This is a genomic window from Micromonospora sp. NPDC049903, assembly GCF_044460945.1.
In the GTDB taxonomy this organism is placed as follows: domain Bacteria; phylum Actinomycetota; class Actinomycetes; order Mycobacteriales; family Micromonosporaceae; genus Micromonospora.
The window spans coordinates 1-13708 of sequence record NZ_JBITKL010000003.1 but is presented as its reverse complement, the minus strand read 5'-3'; the positions used below and the strand labels follow the sequence as shown (position 1 = coordinate 13708).

At 70.7% G+C, this 13708-nt stretch carries 14 protein-coding genes; 9 read left to right on the top strand and 5 right to left on the bottom strand.

Features of this window, described 5'->3' with window-relative positions; all coding sequences use genetic code 11:
- Positions 1 to 119: 119 nt before the first annotated feature.
- The 5 genes from ACIBO1_RS07865 to ACIBO1_RS07845 all read left to right on the top strand — a co-directional run bounded on the left by ACIBO1_RS07865 (position 120) and on the right by ACIBO1_RS07845 (position 4830).
- On the top strand, positions 120 to 1901 hold the full coding sequence (locus ACIBO1_RS07865; RefSeq protein WP_396742511.1) for a RelA/SpoT family protein: 1782 nt from the start codon (positions 120 to 122) through the stop codon (positions 1899 to 1901).
- A 53-nt stretch (positions 1902 to 1954) separates the two neighbouring features.
- Entirely contained in the window at positions 1955 to 2497 is a 543-nt protein-coding gene (locus ACIBO1_RS07860) for an NUDIX hydrolase (protein WP_396742509.1), read from the top strand.
- On the top strand, positions 2494 to 3381 hold the full coding sequence (locus ACIBO1_RS07855; protein ID WP_396742507.1) for a sugar phosphate nucleotidyltransferase: 888 nt from the start codon (positions 2494 to 2496) through the stop codon (positions 3379 to 3381). The genes ACIBO1_RS07860 and ACIBO1_RS07855 overlap by 4 nt, the downstream gene beginning before the upstream one ends.
- A gap of 518 nt (positions 3382 to 3899) precedes the next feature.
- Positions 3900 to 4220: a hypothetical protein gene (locus ACIBO1_RS07850; protein WP_396742505.1), complete on the top strand. Its 321-nt coding sequence runs from the start codon at positions 3900 to 3902 to the stop codon at positions 4218 to 4220.
- A gap of 322 nt (positions 4221 to 4542) precedes the next feature.
- On the top strand, positions 4543 to 4830 hold the full coding sequence (locus ACIBO1_RS07845) for an Lrp/AsnC family transcriptional regulator (protein WP_117228404.1): 288 nt from the start codon (positions 4543 to 4545) through the stop codon (positions 4828 to 4830).
- Between the two features lie 120 nt (positions 4831 to 4950).
- On the opposite strand, the gene ACIBO1_RS07840 is transcribed toward ACIBO1_RS07845, so the two are convergent.
- From ACIBO1_RS07840 to ACIBO1_RS07820, 5 genes are all read right to left on the bottom strand, one after another.
- Entirely contained in the window at positions 4951 to 5637 is a 687-nt protein-coding gene (locus tag ACIBO1_RS07840) for a DUF4142 domain-containing protein (RefSeq protein WP_396742503.1), read from the bottom strand.
- Between the two features lie 167 nt (positions 5638 to 5804).
- Complete coding sequence (locus tag ACIBO1_RS07835) at positions 5805 to 7430, bottom strand: cytochrome b N-terminal domain-containing protein (RefSeq protein WP_350696252.1); 1626 nt, start codon at positions 7428 to 7430, stop codon at positions 5805 to 5807.
- The gene (locus tag ACIBO1_RS07830) at positions 7427 to 8512 is read right to left on the bottom strand and encodes a Rieske 2Fe-2S domain-containing protein (protein ID WP_350696772.1); all 1086 of its coding nucleotides are present in this window, start codon (positions 8510 to 8512) and stop codon (positions 7427 to 7429) included. The genes ACIBO1_RS07835 and ACIBO1_RS07830 overlap by 4 nt, the downstream gene beginning before the upstream one ends.
- A gap of 8 nt (positions 8513 to 8520) precedes the next feature.
- A complete protein-coding gene (locus ACIBO1_RS07825; RefSeq protein WP_396742500.1) occupies positions 8521 to 9357 on the bottom strand; it encodes a cytochrome c in 837 nt (278 codons plus the stop codon).
- A 72-nt stretch (positions 9358 to 9429) separates the two neighbouring features.
- Positions 9430 to 10029 (bottom strand): heme-copper oxidase subunit III, encoded by a 600-nt coding sequence (locus ACIBO1_RS07820; protein ID WP_162854382.1) that lies wholly within the window; start codon positions 10027 to 10029, stop codon positions 9430 to 9432.
- Positions 10030 to 10137: 108 nt separating this feature from the next.
- Here ACIBO1_RS07820 and ACIBO1_RS07815 point away from each other — a divergent pair, with 108 nt between their 5' ends.
- From ACIBO1_RS07815 to ACIBO1_RS07800, 4 genes are all read left to right on the top strand, one after another.
- A complete protein-coding gene (locus ACIBO1_RS07815; RefSeq protein ID WP_396742498.1) occupies positions 10138 to 11151 on the top strand; it encodes a cytochrome c oxidase assembly protein in 1014 nt (337 codons plus the stop codon).
- 171 nt (positions 11152 to 11322) lie between these two features.
- A complete protein-coding gene (locus ACIBO1_RS07810; RefSeq protein WP_131055539.1) occupies positions 11323 to 11718 on the top strand; it encodes a hypothetical protein in 396 nt (131 codons plus the stop codon).
- A gap of 88 nt (positions 11719 to 11806) precedes the next feature.
- On the top strand, positions 11807 to 12850 hold the full coding sequence (trpD, locus tag ACIBO1_RS07805) for an anthranilate phosphoribosyltransferase (protein ID WP_396742496.1): 1044 nt from the start codon (positions 11807 to 11809) through the stop codon (positions 12848 to 12850).
- Between the two features lie 160 nt (positions 12851 to 13010).
- Entirely contained in the window at positions 13011 to 13214 is a 204-nt protein-coding gene (locus ACIBO1_RS07800; protein ID WP_396742494.1) for a hypothetical protein, read from the top strand.
- Positions 13215 to 13708: the final 494 nt, after the last annotated feature.

Sequence of the window (13708 nt, the reverse complement as noted above, 5' to 3'; positions counted from 1 at the left end):
ATCGGACTACGTCGGCTCACTTACTCTGTTAAGGAAGTGCAGTCCTGCCCGTTTCGAGGGTCTGCTCCCGGTTGCCGGTCTCCCGGCGCCTGCGGGGTGGGCGTGAGGGGGTGTCCCAGGTGGACGTCGACGCCGGACATGGCGGCGCCCTGGGCGGTGCGCTCCCGACACAGCCGGGCGAGCTGCCCCTGGCCCGCAGGCTCCGCTCACTGCTGACCTGGCCCACCGCCGAGACCGAGCCGGTCGGTCATCTGGTCCGCACCCACCGTGCCATCCACACCGGCACCGACCCGGCGGTGTTGCGCCGGGCGTACACCATCGCCGAGAACATGCACCGGGGGCAGTTCCGCAAGAGCGGTGAGCCGTTCATCACGCACCCGCTCGCGGTCGCCGAGATCTGTGCCGACCTCGGCATGGACACCACCACCCTGGTCGCGGCGCTGCTGCACGACACGGTGGAGGACACCCGCTACACGTTGCAGGCGCTGGCCGAGGACTTCGGCCACGAGGTGGCGCACCTGGTCGACGGCGTGACCAAGTTCGACAAGGCGTTCTACGGCAAGGCCGCCGAGGCGGAGACCATCCGCAAAATGATCATCGCGGCCGGCAAGGACGTCCGGGTGCTGGTCATCAAGCTCGCCGACCGCCTGCACAACATGCGCACGCTGGGCGTGCGCTCGGCGGCCTCACGGGAGCGGATCGCCCGCAAGACGCAGGAGGTGCTGGTGCCCCTCTGCGACCGGCTCGGCATCCAGACCCTGAAGCGGGAGCTGGACGACGTGGTGCTGCTGCACCTGGAGCCGGACGAGCACTCCCGCATCGCCCGGCACGTGCACGACCGCCCCGGATGGGACGGCTACCTCGCCGAGGTGGTGGCCCAGTCCCGGGTGGCGTTGCGCCGGGGTCGGGTGGACGCCACGGTGGCCCCACGCCCCCGCCACCTCTATTCGATCTGGAAGGACACCGTCGCCGGCGGGCACACCGTCCCGTACGACCTGCCCCGGATCACCGTCGTGGTGGACGGCCCGCCCACCGACTGTTACGCCGCCCTCGGCGCGATCCACGGGCTGTGGCGGCCGGTGCCGGGCCGGTTCAAGGACTTCATCGCCTCGCCGAAGAACAACCTCTACCGCTCGCTGCACACCACCGTCTGCGGCCCCAAGAACCGCACAGTCGAGGTGCTGATCCGCACCGAGGAGATGCACCGCTCCGCCGAGTACGGCGTGGTCGCCGACTTCCGCTTCCCGCGCTCGGGCACCGCCCGCGCCGAGCAGCTCGACTGGCTGCGCCGGGTGCTCGACTGGGAGCAGGACGCCGCCGACCCGGCGCAGTTCCTCCAGTCGCTGCGCTGCGACCTGTCCGAGGCGCAGATCCAGGTGGTCGCCGACGGCCGGCAGATCGTGCTGCCCGGCGGGGCCACCCCGGTCGACCTGGCGTACGAGCTCGGCACCGACCGGGGTGACCGGTGCCTGGCCGCCCGGATCAACGGCCGACTGGTGCCGCTCTCCTCCGAGTTGGAGGAGGGCGACGTGGTCGAGATCTTCACCGAGACCGATGCGGAGAGCGGCCTGGACGCCGAGGTGGCTCCGCGCGGCCCCCGCCGGGAGTGGCTCGGCTTCGTCAAGTCGCCGCACGCGCAGATGCAGATCAACCGGTGGTTCGCCGACCACAGCGAGCCCGGCATCTCGATCAGCGACAAGGTGCGCCTCGGCCGGGCCACCATCGGGCTGGCCCTGCGCCAGCACAACCGGGGCCTGGCCAGCGACCTGCCGCTGCTGCGGCTCTCCGAGGAACTCGGCTACCCGGACCTGGAGACACTGCTGGTCGCGGTCTTCGATCGGGTGATCGAGCCGGACACCGTGGTGCGCCAACTCATCGACCTGGTCGACCACCGGCAGTGACCGGCCCGCCGTCCCGCGGCGCGCGCCCGGCGTACGGCCACTAGCCTGGAACCATGATCCCCCGCTCGCGCCGCGCCGCACGCGCCGTCGCGTACCAGGTCTTCTACCGGCTGCCACTGCCGGTACGTCGTCAACTGGTCCGGATGGCGGTACCCAAGTACATCGTCGGCGCCGTCACACTGCTGCGCGACAGCGAGGCCGAGGGTGCCGGTCGGCTGCTGCTGCTGCGCCAGCCGCCGGGTCGCGGATGGACGCTTCCCGCCGGGCTGCTGCAACGCGGCGAGAACCCGGCGGTCGGCGCGGCCCGCGAACTGCACGAGGAGACCGGCGTCCGGCTCGCCCCGGCCCGGCTGACCCCGGCCACGCCGAACGCCATCGTGCACGCCAAGGGCTGGGTCGACATGGTCTTCACCGCCGAGGTGCCGGCGTCGACCACCGAGCTGCAGGTGGACGGCGCGGAGGTCTTCGAGGCCGTCTGGCACCCGCTGGACGACCTGCCGAAGCTGACCTGGCCCACCGCCCGGCTGCTCGCCTACTACGGCATCGGTCCGCTGACCGACCGGTTCCCGCCGCCGCTGCCCGACACGGCGCCGTGAGCGGCCCAGACACCGGCCCGGACGCCGCCCGCACCGGCACACCGGCCGGCGGGATCTGCGCGGTGGTGCTCGCCGCCGGGGAGGGCACCCGGCTGCGCCCGCTGACCGAGCAGGTGCCCAAGGCGCTCTGCCCGGTGGGCAACGTGCCGCTGCTGGACCGGGCCCTGGCCCGACTCGCCGGGCTCGGCCTGACCGGGCCGGAGACGGTCGCCGTCAACGCCAGCTACCTCGGCGAGCAGGTCGTCGAACGGGTCGGTACGCGCGCCCACCTCTCCGTCGAGCCGGACGGTCCGCTCGGCACCGCCGGTGGGGTGGGCACGCTGCGGGACTGGATCGCCGGACGGGGCGTCCTGGTCGGCAACGCCGACGCGTACCTGGCCGACCCGGCCGCACCACCCGGGCCGGACATCGCCGCGCTGCTGCGGGACTGGGACGGCGACTCCGTACGCCTGCTCGGCCAACCCGCGCCGGACCCCACCGCACCGGGCACCTTCGACGGCCACGTCTTCACCGGCTTCTCGCTGCTCCCCTGGCGGCTGGTCCGCGACCTGCCGCCGGTCTTCGGCGACCTGGTCCGGGCGGTCTGGCGGCCGGCCGAGGCCGACGGCCGGCTGACCGTGGTCCCCTACCGGGGGACCTTCGTCGACACCGGCACCCCGGCCGACTACCTCGCCGCCAACCTGCACGCGGCGGGCGACGGCAGCCTGGTCGACCCCACCGCCACCGTCACCGGCGGCTGCCACCGCAGCGTGGTCGGCGCGGGCGCCACCGTGGCCGGTGAGGTGACCCGCAGCGTCGTCTGGCCGGGTGCCACCGTCGAGACCGGCGAACGGCTGCACGAGGTGATCCGCACCGCCACCGGCCTCACCGTCCCGGCCGCCTGACACCCGGTGTCGGCGTACAGGTCCGAGTGCAGAGGTAGGCACGGCTGCAAGTGCACACCGCGCCGAGCTTGGCCTGCGTCCGGCGACTTGGCCCCTCGGCCTGGCGGCGATCCAAGTCGGTGACGTCGCGTGACGGGGTGTTGCTGAGCCCAGCCGTTCCCTCGACATGCGGATCTGCCGATGAGCGTACGTCGTGCTCTCCGTGCCAAGGTCACGCTCGATCCGGGATCGAGTGGCATCCCCGCGCCACGATAACCACTCGATCCAGGATCGAGCACGACCTTGAGGCTGGCGAGCGAGTGAGCCAGCAGGACGTTGATCCGAGGCACGGACATGCCGCGATTCGGTCGTCACCTAGGGTGACGGCAGTCGTTGTTCGCTGGCGTCCCGTCATGCTCAGACCCCGCGCCGCGCGGGCGCGCTAGCATCCCTGCGGGATAGGCAGACGGGAATACGGCGGCGACGTCGCCGTGCAAGCAGCGAGCATGCTGCCCCGAATGACTGGGCAGGGAGTATCCATGGATTCACCAGAGCACGCGGTCATCGTGTGCTACTCCCTGCCCGGCGGCGGCTTCGGGGAGGAGCAGGACCGCGAAGCGGTGCGCGCGCTCAAGAAGCGTCTGGCCGCTGTCATCGAATCCGCCGGCCTCGGGGAAGTCGATGGCGACGAGTTCGGCGGAGGCGAAGCGGTGCTCTACACATACGGTCCTGACGCGACTGCACTTTTCGCCGAGATGGAGCCGTATCTGCGAGCTTTTCCCGTGAGGCCAGCCCATGCCGTTCTCCGCTTCGGCGAAGTGGATGATCCTGCGGCGATCGAGCGGCGTGTCGATCTCTGACTTGTAGCGCCACGGCGTCCTTATTTGCCGCGATCCGGTGCGAGCGCGGCAGACCCTGGCAGTAACGGAGTGTAGTCAGCGAGGCGGCCTGCCGCGCGACATGGAGGCCTGCTCGACAGACGTCGTTAAATCCTTCTGGTACGTCGATCTCTGTACGCTCCGACGTACCTACCCGCGCACTCGGGCCGGTACGCCGACACCCGGCGCGGGTCCGGCACTCCGGCGCGGGTCCGGCACTCCGGCGCGGGTCCGGCACTCCGGCGCGGGTCCGGTGGGCAGGTCATAGCATGGGCAACGACGCCGACGAACGGAGAGACCTACCGTGATCACCGCGATCGTCCTGATCGACTGCGCCACCGACTCGATCCCCGAGGTGGCCGAGGCGCTGGCCGACCTGCCAGGGGTCAGCGAGGTCTACTCGGTGGCCGGGCACGTCGACCTGATCGCCATGGTCCGGGTCCGCGAGTTCGAGGAGATCGCGCAGATCATCGCCGGCAGCATCTCCAAGGTGCCCGGGGTGCTCAACACCGAGTCGCACATCGCGTTCCGCGCGTACTCCCGGCACGACCTGGAGGAGGCGTTCGCGATCGGTCTGGGCGCCACCGACTGAGGCGTCACCACGCCGGTCCCGGCCCCGACGCCGAGGTGAGGACGCGGTCTGCTTCCTCCCACGACGGGGCGAGCCGGTCCATCCCGTAGGACGGACCGACTCGCCGCGTTCACCGCCGGATCAGCTCTGCTGCGGCACCGGGACCTCGGTGCCACCCGGCACCGGCGACTCGGTGGGGCCACCCGGGGTCTCCTCGGTGACGCCCGGAGCCGGGGTGGTGCCACCCGGGGCCGGCACCGTGCCACCCGGGCCAGGCGTACCGCTGGCGCTGGTCTCCGGGACCGGGATGCCCAGTTCCTCGGCCAGCGTCACCAGAGCGTCGTAGTGCGCCTGCAGCACCGGCAGCGCGGTCTGCGCGAGCTGGACCACCTGCGGCTCGGTACCCTGCGAGATCTCCGTCTGGGTCGCCTGGATGGCCTGCAGGTGGCCGGCCAGACCCTGGGTCACCCAGAGCCGGTCGAACTCCTCACCACTGGCGTTGTTCAGCTGGTCGAGAGCCGTCCGCTGATCAGGGGTGGGCTCGTTCGGCAACTGGACGTTGAGCTGCCCGGCCACGTCCTTCACCGACTGGTCCAGCTCGGTGTGGTCCGTGACGAACTGCTGCGCCAGGTCCTTGACCTGCTGGTTCTGACCCTTCTGCTGGGCCAGCTCACCGGCGGCGATCTCGTACAGGTTGACCTGGTGCACCGCCTGCAGGTACTGCGTGTCCTGTTCCGAAGGCTGCGCCGCCGCCTGCGCTGCCGCAGCGGGCGCGACACCCACCAGCACCAGTGCGGCCAGCAGGCCGAGGCGTTTGATACCCAACATGCTTCCTCCCCGTTGAGACGTTGGACCGCACGGATACCCGGCTGGCCGGGGTTATTCCTGCGATCCGACGACGGGCGGGAAGCCCCGGCGGCGGTCCGGAAGGCCCAGAACGGGCGTGGCGCCCGCCGGAGGACTCCGGCGGGCGCCACGTCACGTGGTGACGGACCTCAGCGACGGGACTCCCCGCTGCCGATCTCCTCGCGCTCGGCGCGCGGCTCGACGGGCGGGTGACCCGGCGACACCGGCGCCTCGGCCGGCTTCTCGATCGGGTAGAAGAAGCCCCGGATCGCCGGGCCGAGGGCACCGAGCCGGTTCATCTTCTTCGGCACCACCCAGCCCGCGTACTCCAGCTCGGTGTGTCCGTGCTCGTCCGGCGTGGTCAGCGGCTGGTGCACCTCGACGAACCGACCGTCCGGCAGGCGCCGGATGATGCCGGTCTCCACGCCGTGGGCCAGCACCTCCCGGTCGTGCTGCTGCAGACCGAGGCAGATCCGGTAGGTCACGTAGTACGCCAGCGGCGGCAGGAGCAGCAGACCGATCCGGCCACCCCAGGTCATCGCGTTCAGGCTGATGTGGAACTTGTCGGCGATGACGTCGTTCGCGCCGGAGAGCGTCAGGATCACGTAGAACGTGATGGCCATGGCGCCCAGACCGGTGCGGAACGGCACGTCGCGGGGACGCTGGAGCAGGTTGTGGCTCCGGTAGTCCTTCAGGTAGCGGGCCTCCATGAACGGATAGAGCGTGGAGAGCCCGACCAGGATGCCCGGTAGCACCACCGTCGGCCAGAACAGTGGCGGAATCACGTATCCGTCGCCGATGGGTATGTTGATCTCCCAGTCCGGCATCAACCGCGTCGAGCCGTCCAGGAACATCACGTACCAGTCGGGCTGGCTGGCCGCCGAGACCACCCACGCCTCGTACGGGCCGAACAGCCAGAGCGGGTTGATCTGGATCAGGCCGCCCATCAGCGCGATCACGCCGAAGACGACCATGAAGAAGCCGCCCTGCTTGATCGCGTACCGGGGGAACATCCGCTCGCCCACGACGTTGTTGTTCGTCCGGCCCGGCCCCGGCCACTGGGTGTGCTTCTGCTTGAAGACCAGGCCCAGGTGGACGCTGATCAGCGCGACCAGCAGACCCGGGATGAGCAGCACGTGGGCGATGAAGAACCGGCTGATGATGATCGTGCCGGGGAACTCGCCGTCGAAGACCGCGGCGGTCACCCAGGTGCCGATCACCGGGATGGACAGCATGATCGCCGAGGCGATCCGCAGACCGGTGCCGGAGAGGCCGTCGTCCGGCAGCGAGTAACCGGTGAAGCCGGCCAGGAAGCCCACCCAGAACAGCAGCGAACCGATGATCCAGTTGGTCTCACGCGGCTTGCGGAACGCACCGGTGAAGAAGATCCGGAGCATGTGCACCACGATCGCCGCCATGAACAGCAGCGCGGCCCAGTGGTGCATCTGCCGCATGATCAGGCCGCCCCGGACGTCGAACGAGATGTCCAGCGTCGAGGCGTACGCGGCCGACATCGGCGTACCCCGCAGCGGGGCGTAGCTGCCGTTGTAGATGACCTCGGTCATCGTCGGCTCGAAGAAGAAGGTCAGGAAGACACCGGTCAGCAGCAGCACGATGAACGAGAACAGCGCGATCTCGCCCAGCAGGAACGACCAGTGGTCGGGGAAGACCTTGTTGAGCAGCTTGCGCAGGGGGGTGGCCACCTGGAAGCGGTCGTCGACCGCCCGGGCGGTGTTGCCCGGAACCGCTGCTACGTCAAACTTGCGCCGCTTCACGGCCGCTCCCAGAAGTCGGGCCCGACGGGTTCGGTGTAGTCGGACGTCGCCACGAAGTAGCCCTCGGAGTCCACCTCGATCGGCAGCTGCGGCAGCCGCCGGCTGGCCGGACCGAAGATGGGCTTGGCGTTGTCGGTGATCAGGAACTGCGACTGGTGACACGGGCAGAGCAAACGGTTGGTCTGCTGCTCGTAGAGGCTCGCCGGGCAGCCGGCGTGCGTGCAGATCTTCGAGTAGGCGGCGTAGTTGCCCCACATGTAGTCGCCGTGACCCTCGCGCTCGTTGTTGCGGCGCGAGGTCTCGGCGTCGGCGTCCCGCAGGTGGATCAGCAGGGTCGGCGAGTCGGCGTACCGGTTGCTGACCCCGTGCTCGATGCCCGGGAAGACGGTGATCTGGCCACCGGCGCTGATGTCGGCGGGGCGGATCGGCCGACCGTCCTCGCGGACCAGCCGGATCTTCTGGCCGTCCTGGGGGGCGAAGCCGGTGGTCATCATCTGGTCGTTCGCGTGCGGGTCGGAGATCAGGCCACCGACCAGCGGCGCCGCGGCGACCGCACCGACCGGCACCAGACCGGCCAGCAGCGACATGCCGAGCAGCGGGCGACGCTTCACGCCGAGCTCGTCGGCCATGTAGAGCATGGTCTGCCCGGTGATCGTCCGGTCCTCGCTGGCCACCACGCCCTCGTGCCGGTCCTGGATCGACACCTCCTTGGGCAGCAGCTTCTTGCCCCAGGTCAGGATGCCGAAGCCGATGCCCAGCAGGGCGATGCCGAGGGTCGTGCCGAGCAGCGGGGTGAAGTACTTGTCCCCGCCACGGCCCGGCTGGTACTCCCAGGGCCACCAGATGTAGACCGCCAGGAAGGCCGTCGCGGCCAGGCCGGTGACCAGGAACATCGCCGCCACCGTACGGACCAGCCGGCGCTCGGCCTTGCTGCCCGGGGCCACCTGCTCCTCGTAGTGGACGATCTCGATGTCGTCCCGACGGGCGCCCTCGCGGACGATGTCGAACCGGCTCAGCGCCGGGTCGTTCACGTCCACCGTTTCGTGGCCCGGGTGGGCCGGCTGCTCGGTGTGGGTGCTCATTCGCTCGGTCACGACTTGCCCGCAATCCACAGGCTGGCGAAGACGAGCGCGACGATGCCGATCAGGAAGATCGCCACACCCTCGGTGGAGGGTCCGTACCGGCCCAGGTTGAACCCGCCCGGGTCGCCGTCCGACTTCAGCGTCTGCTGGATGTAGGCGATGATGTCGGCCTTCTGCTCCGGCGTGATCTGGTTGTCACCGAAGACCGGCATGTTCTGCGGGCCACTGAGCATCGCGGCGTAGATCTGCCGGTCGGTGGCCGGCGCGAGGCTCGGCGCGTACTTGCCGGAGGAGAGGGCGCCGCCACCGCCGCTGAAGGCGTGGCACTGCGAGCAGTTGATCCGGTACAGCTCGCCGCCGACCGCGATGTTGCCGTCTTCGTGCAGGTTGTCGCCGGCCGGCACGACCGGGCCGCCACCGAGCTCCTGGACGTACGCGGCGAGCTGGTCGATCTCGTCCGGGCTGAACACCGCGGGCTTGCGGGCCGCCTGGGCCTCCTGCCGGGCCATCGGCATCCGGCCCGAGCTGACCTGGAATTCGACCGACGCCGCGCCGACGCCGATGAGGCTCGGCCCGCGCCCCTCGACCCCCTGCGCGTTGCGACCGTGACAGGTCACACAGCTCACGTCGAACAGCGCCTTGCCGTCTGCGGCTGCGCTGCTCAGCGGCGGGTTTTCCTGCGCCGACGCGCTCGGGGCGAGGACGGTGTAGGCACCGCCGGCCAGCATCAGCGCGGCGACCAGCCGGACCGCGGCACCCAGCCGGCGGCGGCCCCTGCTGGGCGCCGCGGGCCGCCCGCGCAGCCGCGCGAGCAGGCCGCGTCGGCGGTCGTTGTCAGAAGTCATGACCTGTGTCCTTAACCGGTTGGACCTTGTCTGCGGGGGTGAAGCAGCGGCACGGCGCGAGACGCGCCAAGATCACTGAAGCCAGTAGATCATGGCGTAGAGCCCGATCCAGACCACGTCGACGAAGTGCCAGTAGTACGACACGACGATCGCCGAGGTGGCCTGGGCCGGCGTGAACCGGCCCATGGTGGTGCGGATCATAAAGATCACGAAGGCGACCAGGCCTCCCGCCACGTGTAGGCCGTGGAAGCCGGTGGTCAGGTAGAACATCGACCCGTAACCATCCGCGTTGATCTTGATGCCGTGGTGGACCAGCTCGCGGTACTCGTTGAGCTGACCGAGCAGGAAGATCAGGCCCATCACGAAGGTGATCGTGAACCAGCGCCGCAGCGCGTGCACGTCACCCCGCTCGGCGGCGAAGACACCGATCTGGCAGGTCACCGAGGACAGCACCAGGATCGTCGTGAACGTCGTCGCGTACGGGATGTTCAAGACCTCGGTGTGCATCGCCCACTGCTCCGGCGCCGCCGCGCGGATGGAGAAGTACATGGCGAAGAGCGCCGCGAAGAACATGAGCTCGCTGGAGAGCCAGACGATCGTCCCGACGCTGACCATGTTGGGCCGCGTCAGAGAGTGGATCCGGCTCTTGTCAATGGCTGGGGCCGCAGTCACGCGGTCATTATTGCCGTTGACCACGGCCGGCGATCAGCGGGGGGTGAAACCCGTGGTCCAAGTGGCCCGATCGGTACCGTCCGGTTCGCCTGACCTAGGCTGATTGGCGTGCTGGAAACCGACCCGATCACGCTGGCCGTGACGGCCGCGCCGCCGCTGACGGCGGGCGCGATCAGCCCGGCGACGGCCCCGGTGACCGGCGGCGCCGGGTGGCTCGCGGCCGACGCCGGCCCGCCGCCCTTCCAGATCACCGCCGTGGTCACCGAGGCCAAGCTGGACAACTGGCTCGCCGTCGTCCTGGTGGTCGCCGCCGCCCTCTACCTCTACGGAGTGCACCGGCTGCGGCTGCGCGGGGACCGCTGGCCGATCGCCCGGACGGTCTTCTTCCTCGGGCCCGGCCTGGGCGGCATCGCCTCGGTCACGGTCAGCGGGCTGCACGCGTACGACACCACGCTGCTGTCGGTGCACATGGTGCAGCACATGGTGCTCTCCATGATCGCGCCGATCTTCCTGGCGCTGGGCGCGCCGGTGACGCTGGCCCTGCGTACGCTGCCGACCCGCCCCCGCAAGCGACTGCTGGCGGTGCTGCACAGCAGGATCGTGCGGATCTGGACGTTCCCGCTGGTGGCGTTCGCCATCTTCGTGGTGAACCCGTTCGCGCTGTACTTCACCGACCTGTACCGCTACACGCTGGAGAACGTCTGGGCGCACGAGGTGGTGCACGCGCACTTCATCATGACCGGCTGCCTGTTCTTCTGGCCGCTGGTCGGCCTGGACCCGCTGCCCGGACGCTGGCCGTACCCGGGCCGGGCCCTGCTGATGCTGCTGTCGGTGCCGTTCCACACCGTGCTGGGGCTGACCGTCATGCAGAGCAGCACCCTGTTCGGCGGCGACTGGTACCCCTCCCTCGGGCTGACCTGGGCCGACCCGTGGGACGACCAGGTCCTCGCCGGCGGCATCCTCTGGGCCGGCGGCGAGTTCGTCAGCGTGACGATGCTCGGCGTCCTGGTGGTGCAGTGGATGCGCGCGGCCGAGCGGGAGGCCCGCCGGGTCGACCGCGAGCTGGACCGCCAGGAGGCCCGGCAACGCGCTGCGGAGACCACCACCGGCTCGGCCACCTGAGCCGGTCGGCGGGGCGCGCGGGGCGGCGTGTCCCGGGCGTCGGCACGACCGGTACGATCGGCGGCGCAGCTACGAGGTGGGAGCAAGTCTGACCATGAGCGAGCGCGAGCGAGTCAGCGGACTCGGTGCGGTGGTGCCAGCGGACGGCACGGAGCGAAGCGGAGTGTCGGCATGAGTGAGCGTCTGTGCACCGTCCTGCTCTACAGCGACGACCCGCAGGTGCGGGACAGGATGCGGCTCGCCGTGGGCACCCGCCCGGCGTCCGACCTGCGCGTCGAGTTCGTCGAGGCGTCCACCTACGCCGAGTGCGTCCGCGTGGTCGACGACTTCGAGATCGACCTGATGCTGCTCGACGGTGAGGCCAGCCCCGGTGGCGGTCTCGGCATCGCCCGGCAGATCAAGGACGACTACGAGAACTCCCCGCCGACCTGCGTGGTGATCGCCCGCGCCGCCGACCGATGGCTGGCCGCGTACGCCGAGGTCGACGCCACCCTGGTCCACCCGCTCGACCCGGTGACCACCGCCGCCACGGTGGCCGAGGTCCTGCGGACGCACGCCCCCGCCTGACGCACGCCCGACTCCGGCACCGCCACGGCGCCGGGCGAGCCGGCGCCGGTCCCGTCCCACCCGCACTCGTCTGCTCGGGAGGCCCGTCATGGGCGATCGGACCTGGCCACACCTGCTCACCGCGCTGCTGCGCGGCGAGGAACTCTCCGCCGCCGACACCGCCTGGGCGATGGGCGAGATCATGTCCGGCTCGGCCGCACCGGCCCAGATCGCCGGCTTCGCCGTGGCGCTGCGCGCCAAGGGCGAGACACCGGCCGAGGTGAGCGGGCTGGTGGAGGCGATGCTCGGCCAGGCCGTCCCGGTCGAGCTGCCCGAGGAGGTACGCGCCACCGCGCTGGACGTGGTCGGCACCGGCGGCGACCTGGCGCACACCGTGAACATCTCCACGATGACCGCCCTGGTGGTGGCCGGGGCCGGGGTACGCGTCGTCAAGCACGGCAACCGGGCCGCCTCCTCCTCCTGCGGCACCGCCGACCTGCTGGAGTTCCTCGGCATCCCGCTGGACCTCGGTCCGGAGGGGGTGGCCCGCTGCGTCGAGCAGGCCGGCATCGGCTTCTGCTTCGCCGCCCGCTTCCACCCCGGCATGCGGCACGCCGGTCCGGTCCGTCGCGAGCTGGGCGTACCCACCGCCTTCAACTTCCTCGGCCCGCTGACCAACCCGGCCCGTCCCCGCGCCGGTGCGGTCGGCTGCTTCGACTCGACCATGGCGCCGGTGATGGCCGCCGTCTTCGCCGCCCGGGGTGACTCGGTGATCGTGATGCGTGGCGAGGACGGCCTCGACGAGTTCACCACCGCCGCGCCCACCCGCTTCTGGATCGCGCAGAACGGCACCGTCAGGGAGACCGTGGTGGACGCCACGGACCTGGGGGTACCCCGGTCCACCCTCAGCGACCTGCGCGGCGGTGACGCCGCCTACAACGCCGACGTGGCCCGGCGGCTGCTCGCCGGCGAACCCGGCCCGGTACGCGACGCCGTGCTGGTCAACGCCGCCGCCGCCCTGGCCACCCAGGGTCCGCTGGACGGTGACCTGACCGACGCCCTGCGCGCCGGCCTGGCCCGGGCCGCCGAGTCGATCGACTCCGGCTCCGCCGCCCGTACGCTCGACCGCTGGATCGAGGTCGCCACCGCCTGACCCGGCCGTCGGAGGTCGTGGCGGTGGCGCTCAGACGTGTCGGCCCGCCTCCCCGTCGAAGGTCCGTCGCCGCTCGCGGATGTGTCGGACGGCCGTGGAAAACTACAGGTGAGTAGTTCCCCACACGGCCGCCGGCCGGCACGCGCGGGAGGAGACGCCCATGTTGGTTCGTGAGCTGCACTGTGAGACCTGCGACGGCATCCGCGCCTTCGAGATGCCGCCCTGCCCCGACGGCCACGGTCCGGACTGCCCCGAGCTCCTCTGCACCGGATGCGGCACGGCGATCTTCGTCGCCCCCTACGCCTCGCTCTCGCGGGCCACCCCGCCCGCCCGTCGGGGGCTGCACCCACGCCACGCCGCCTGACGCTGCACCCACGTCACCCCGCCCGACGCTGCACCGACGTCACCCCGCCCGACGCTGCACCCACGTGCCAGGTCGTCGTTCAGCGGGCCCTGGGTAACCACGGCTGCGGCGGCGTTGACCAGCAGGCACTCCGGCCCAGTGCAGCATCCACGCCACGCACTCCGGCCCGGCACACCGCCCACACCACGCACTCCGGCCCGGAGTCTCCGCCGAGCTACCCGGCGGAATCCCTGTCGACGGCCGCAGCGCTCCGCGAAACGACCTCACCGTGCCCGGAGCCGTCGGCACCGTGGCACTACTGTGCCCGAGGCATCCCTGCGCACCGGCCGTGGCGGGCGGGGAGGCAGCAACCTCTTGGATGTTGCTGCCTCAGAACCGACCTGAGACAGCAATATCCAAGAAGTAGTTCCATCCTGTTTGGGCTGGTCGGGGGGTCTTGACTGTGGGGTTGGTGGTGGTGGGTGGGCTGGTTGTGGGGTGGGTGATCTTCGAGT

What these genes read in the sequence shown, in the direction of transcription:
- ACIBO1_RS07860 (WP_396742509.1), top strand. Translation starts at nt 1,955, where the DNA reads ATGATCCCCCGCTCGCGCCGCGCCGCACGCGCCGTCGCGTACCAGGTC.
- ACIBO1_RS07850 (WP_396742505.1), top strand. Translation starts at nt 3,900, where the DNA reads ATGGATTCACCAGAGCACGCGGTCATCGTGTGCTACTCCCTGCCCGGC.
- ACIBO1_RS07840 (WP_396742503.1), bottom strand. Translation starts at nt 5,637, where the DNA reads ATGTTGGGTATCAAACGCCTCGGCCTGCTGGCCGCACTGGTGCTGGTG.
- ACIBO1_RS07830 (WP_350696772.1), bottom strand. Translation starts at nt 8,512, where the DNA reads ATGAGCACCCACACCGAGCAGCCGGCCCACCCGGGCCACGAAACGGTG.
- ACIBO1_RS07825 (WP_396742500.1), bottom strand. Translation starts at nt 9,357, where the DNA reads ATGACTTCTGACAACGACCGCCGACGCGGCCTGCTCGCGCGGCTGCGC.
- ACIBO1_RS07810 (WP_131055539.1), top strand. Translation starts at nt 11,323, where the DNA reads ATGAGTGAGCGTCTGTGCACCGTCCTGCTCTACAGCGACGACCCGCAG.
- trpD (WP_396742496.1), top strand. Translation starts at nt 11,807, where the DNA reads ATGGGCGATCGGACCTGGCCACACCTGCTCACCGCGCTGCTGCGCGGC.
- ACIBO1_RS07800 (WP_396742494.1), top strand. Translation starts at nt 13,011, where the DNA reads ATGTTGGTTCGTGAGCTGCACTGTGAGACCTGCGACGGCATCCGCGCC.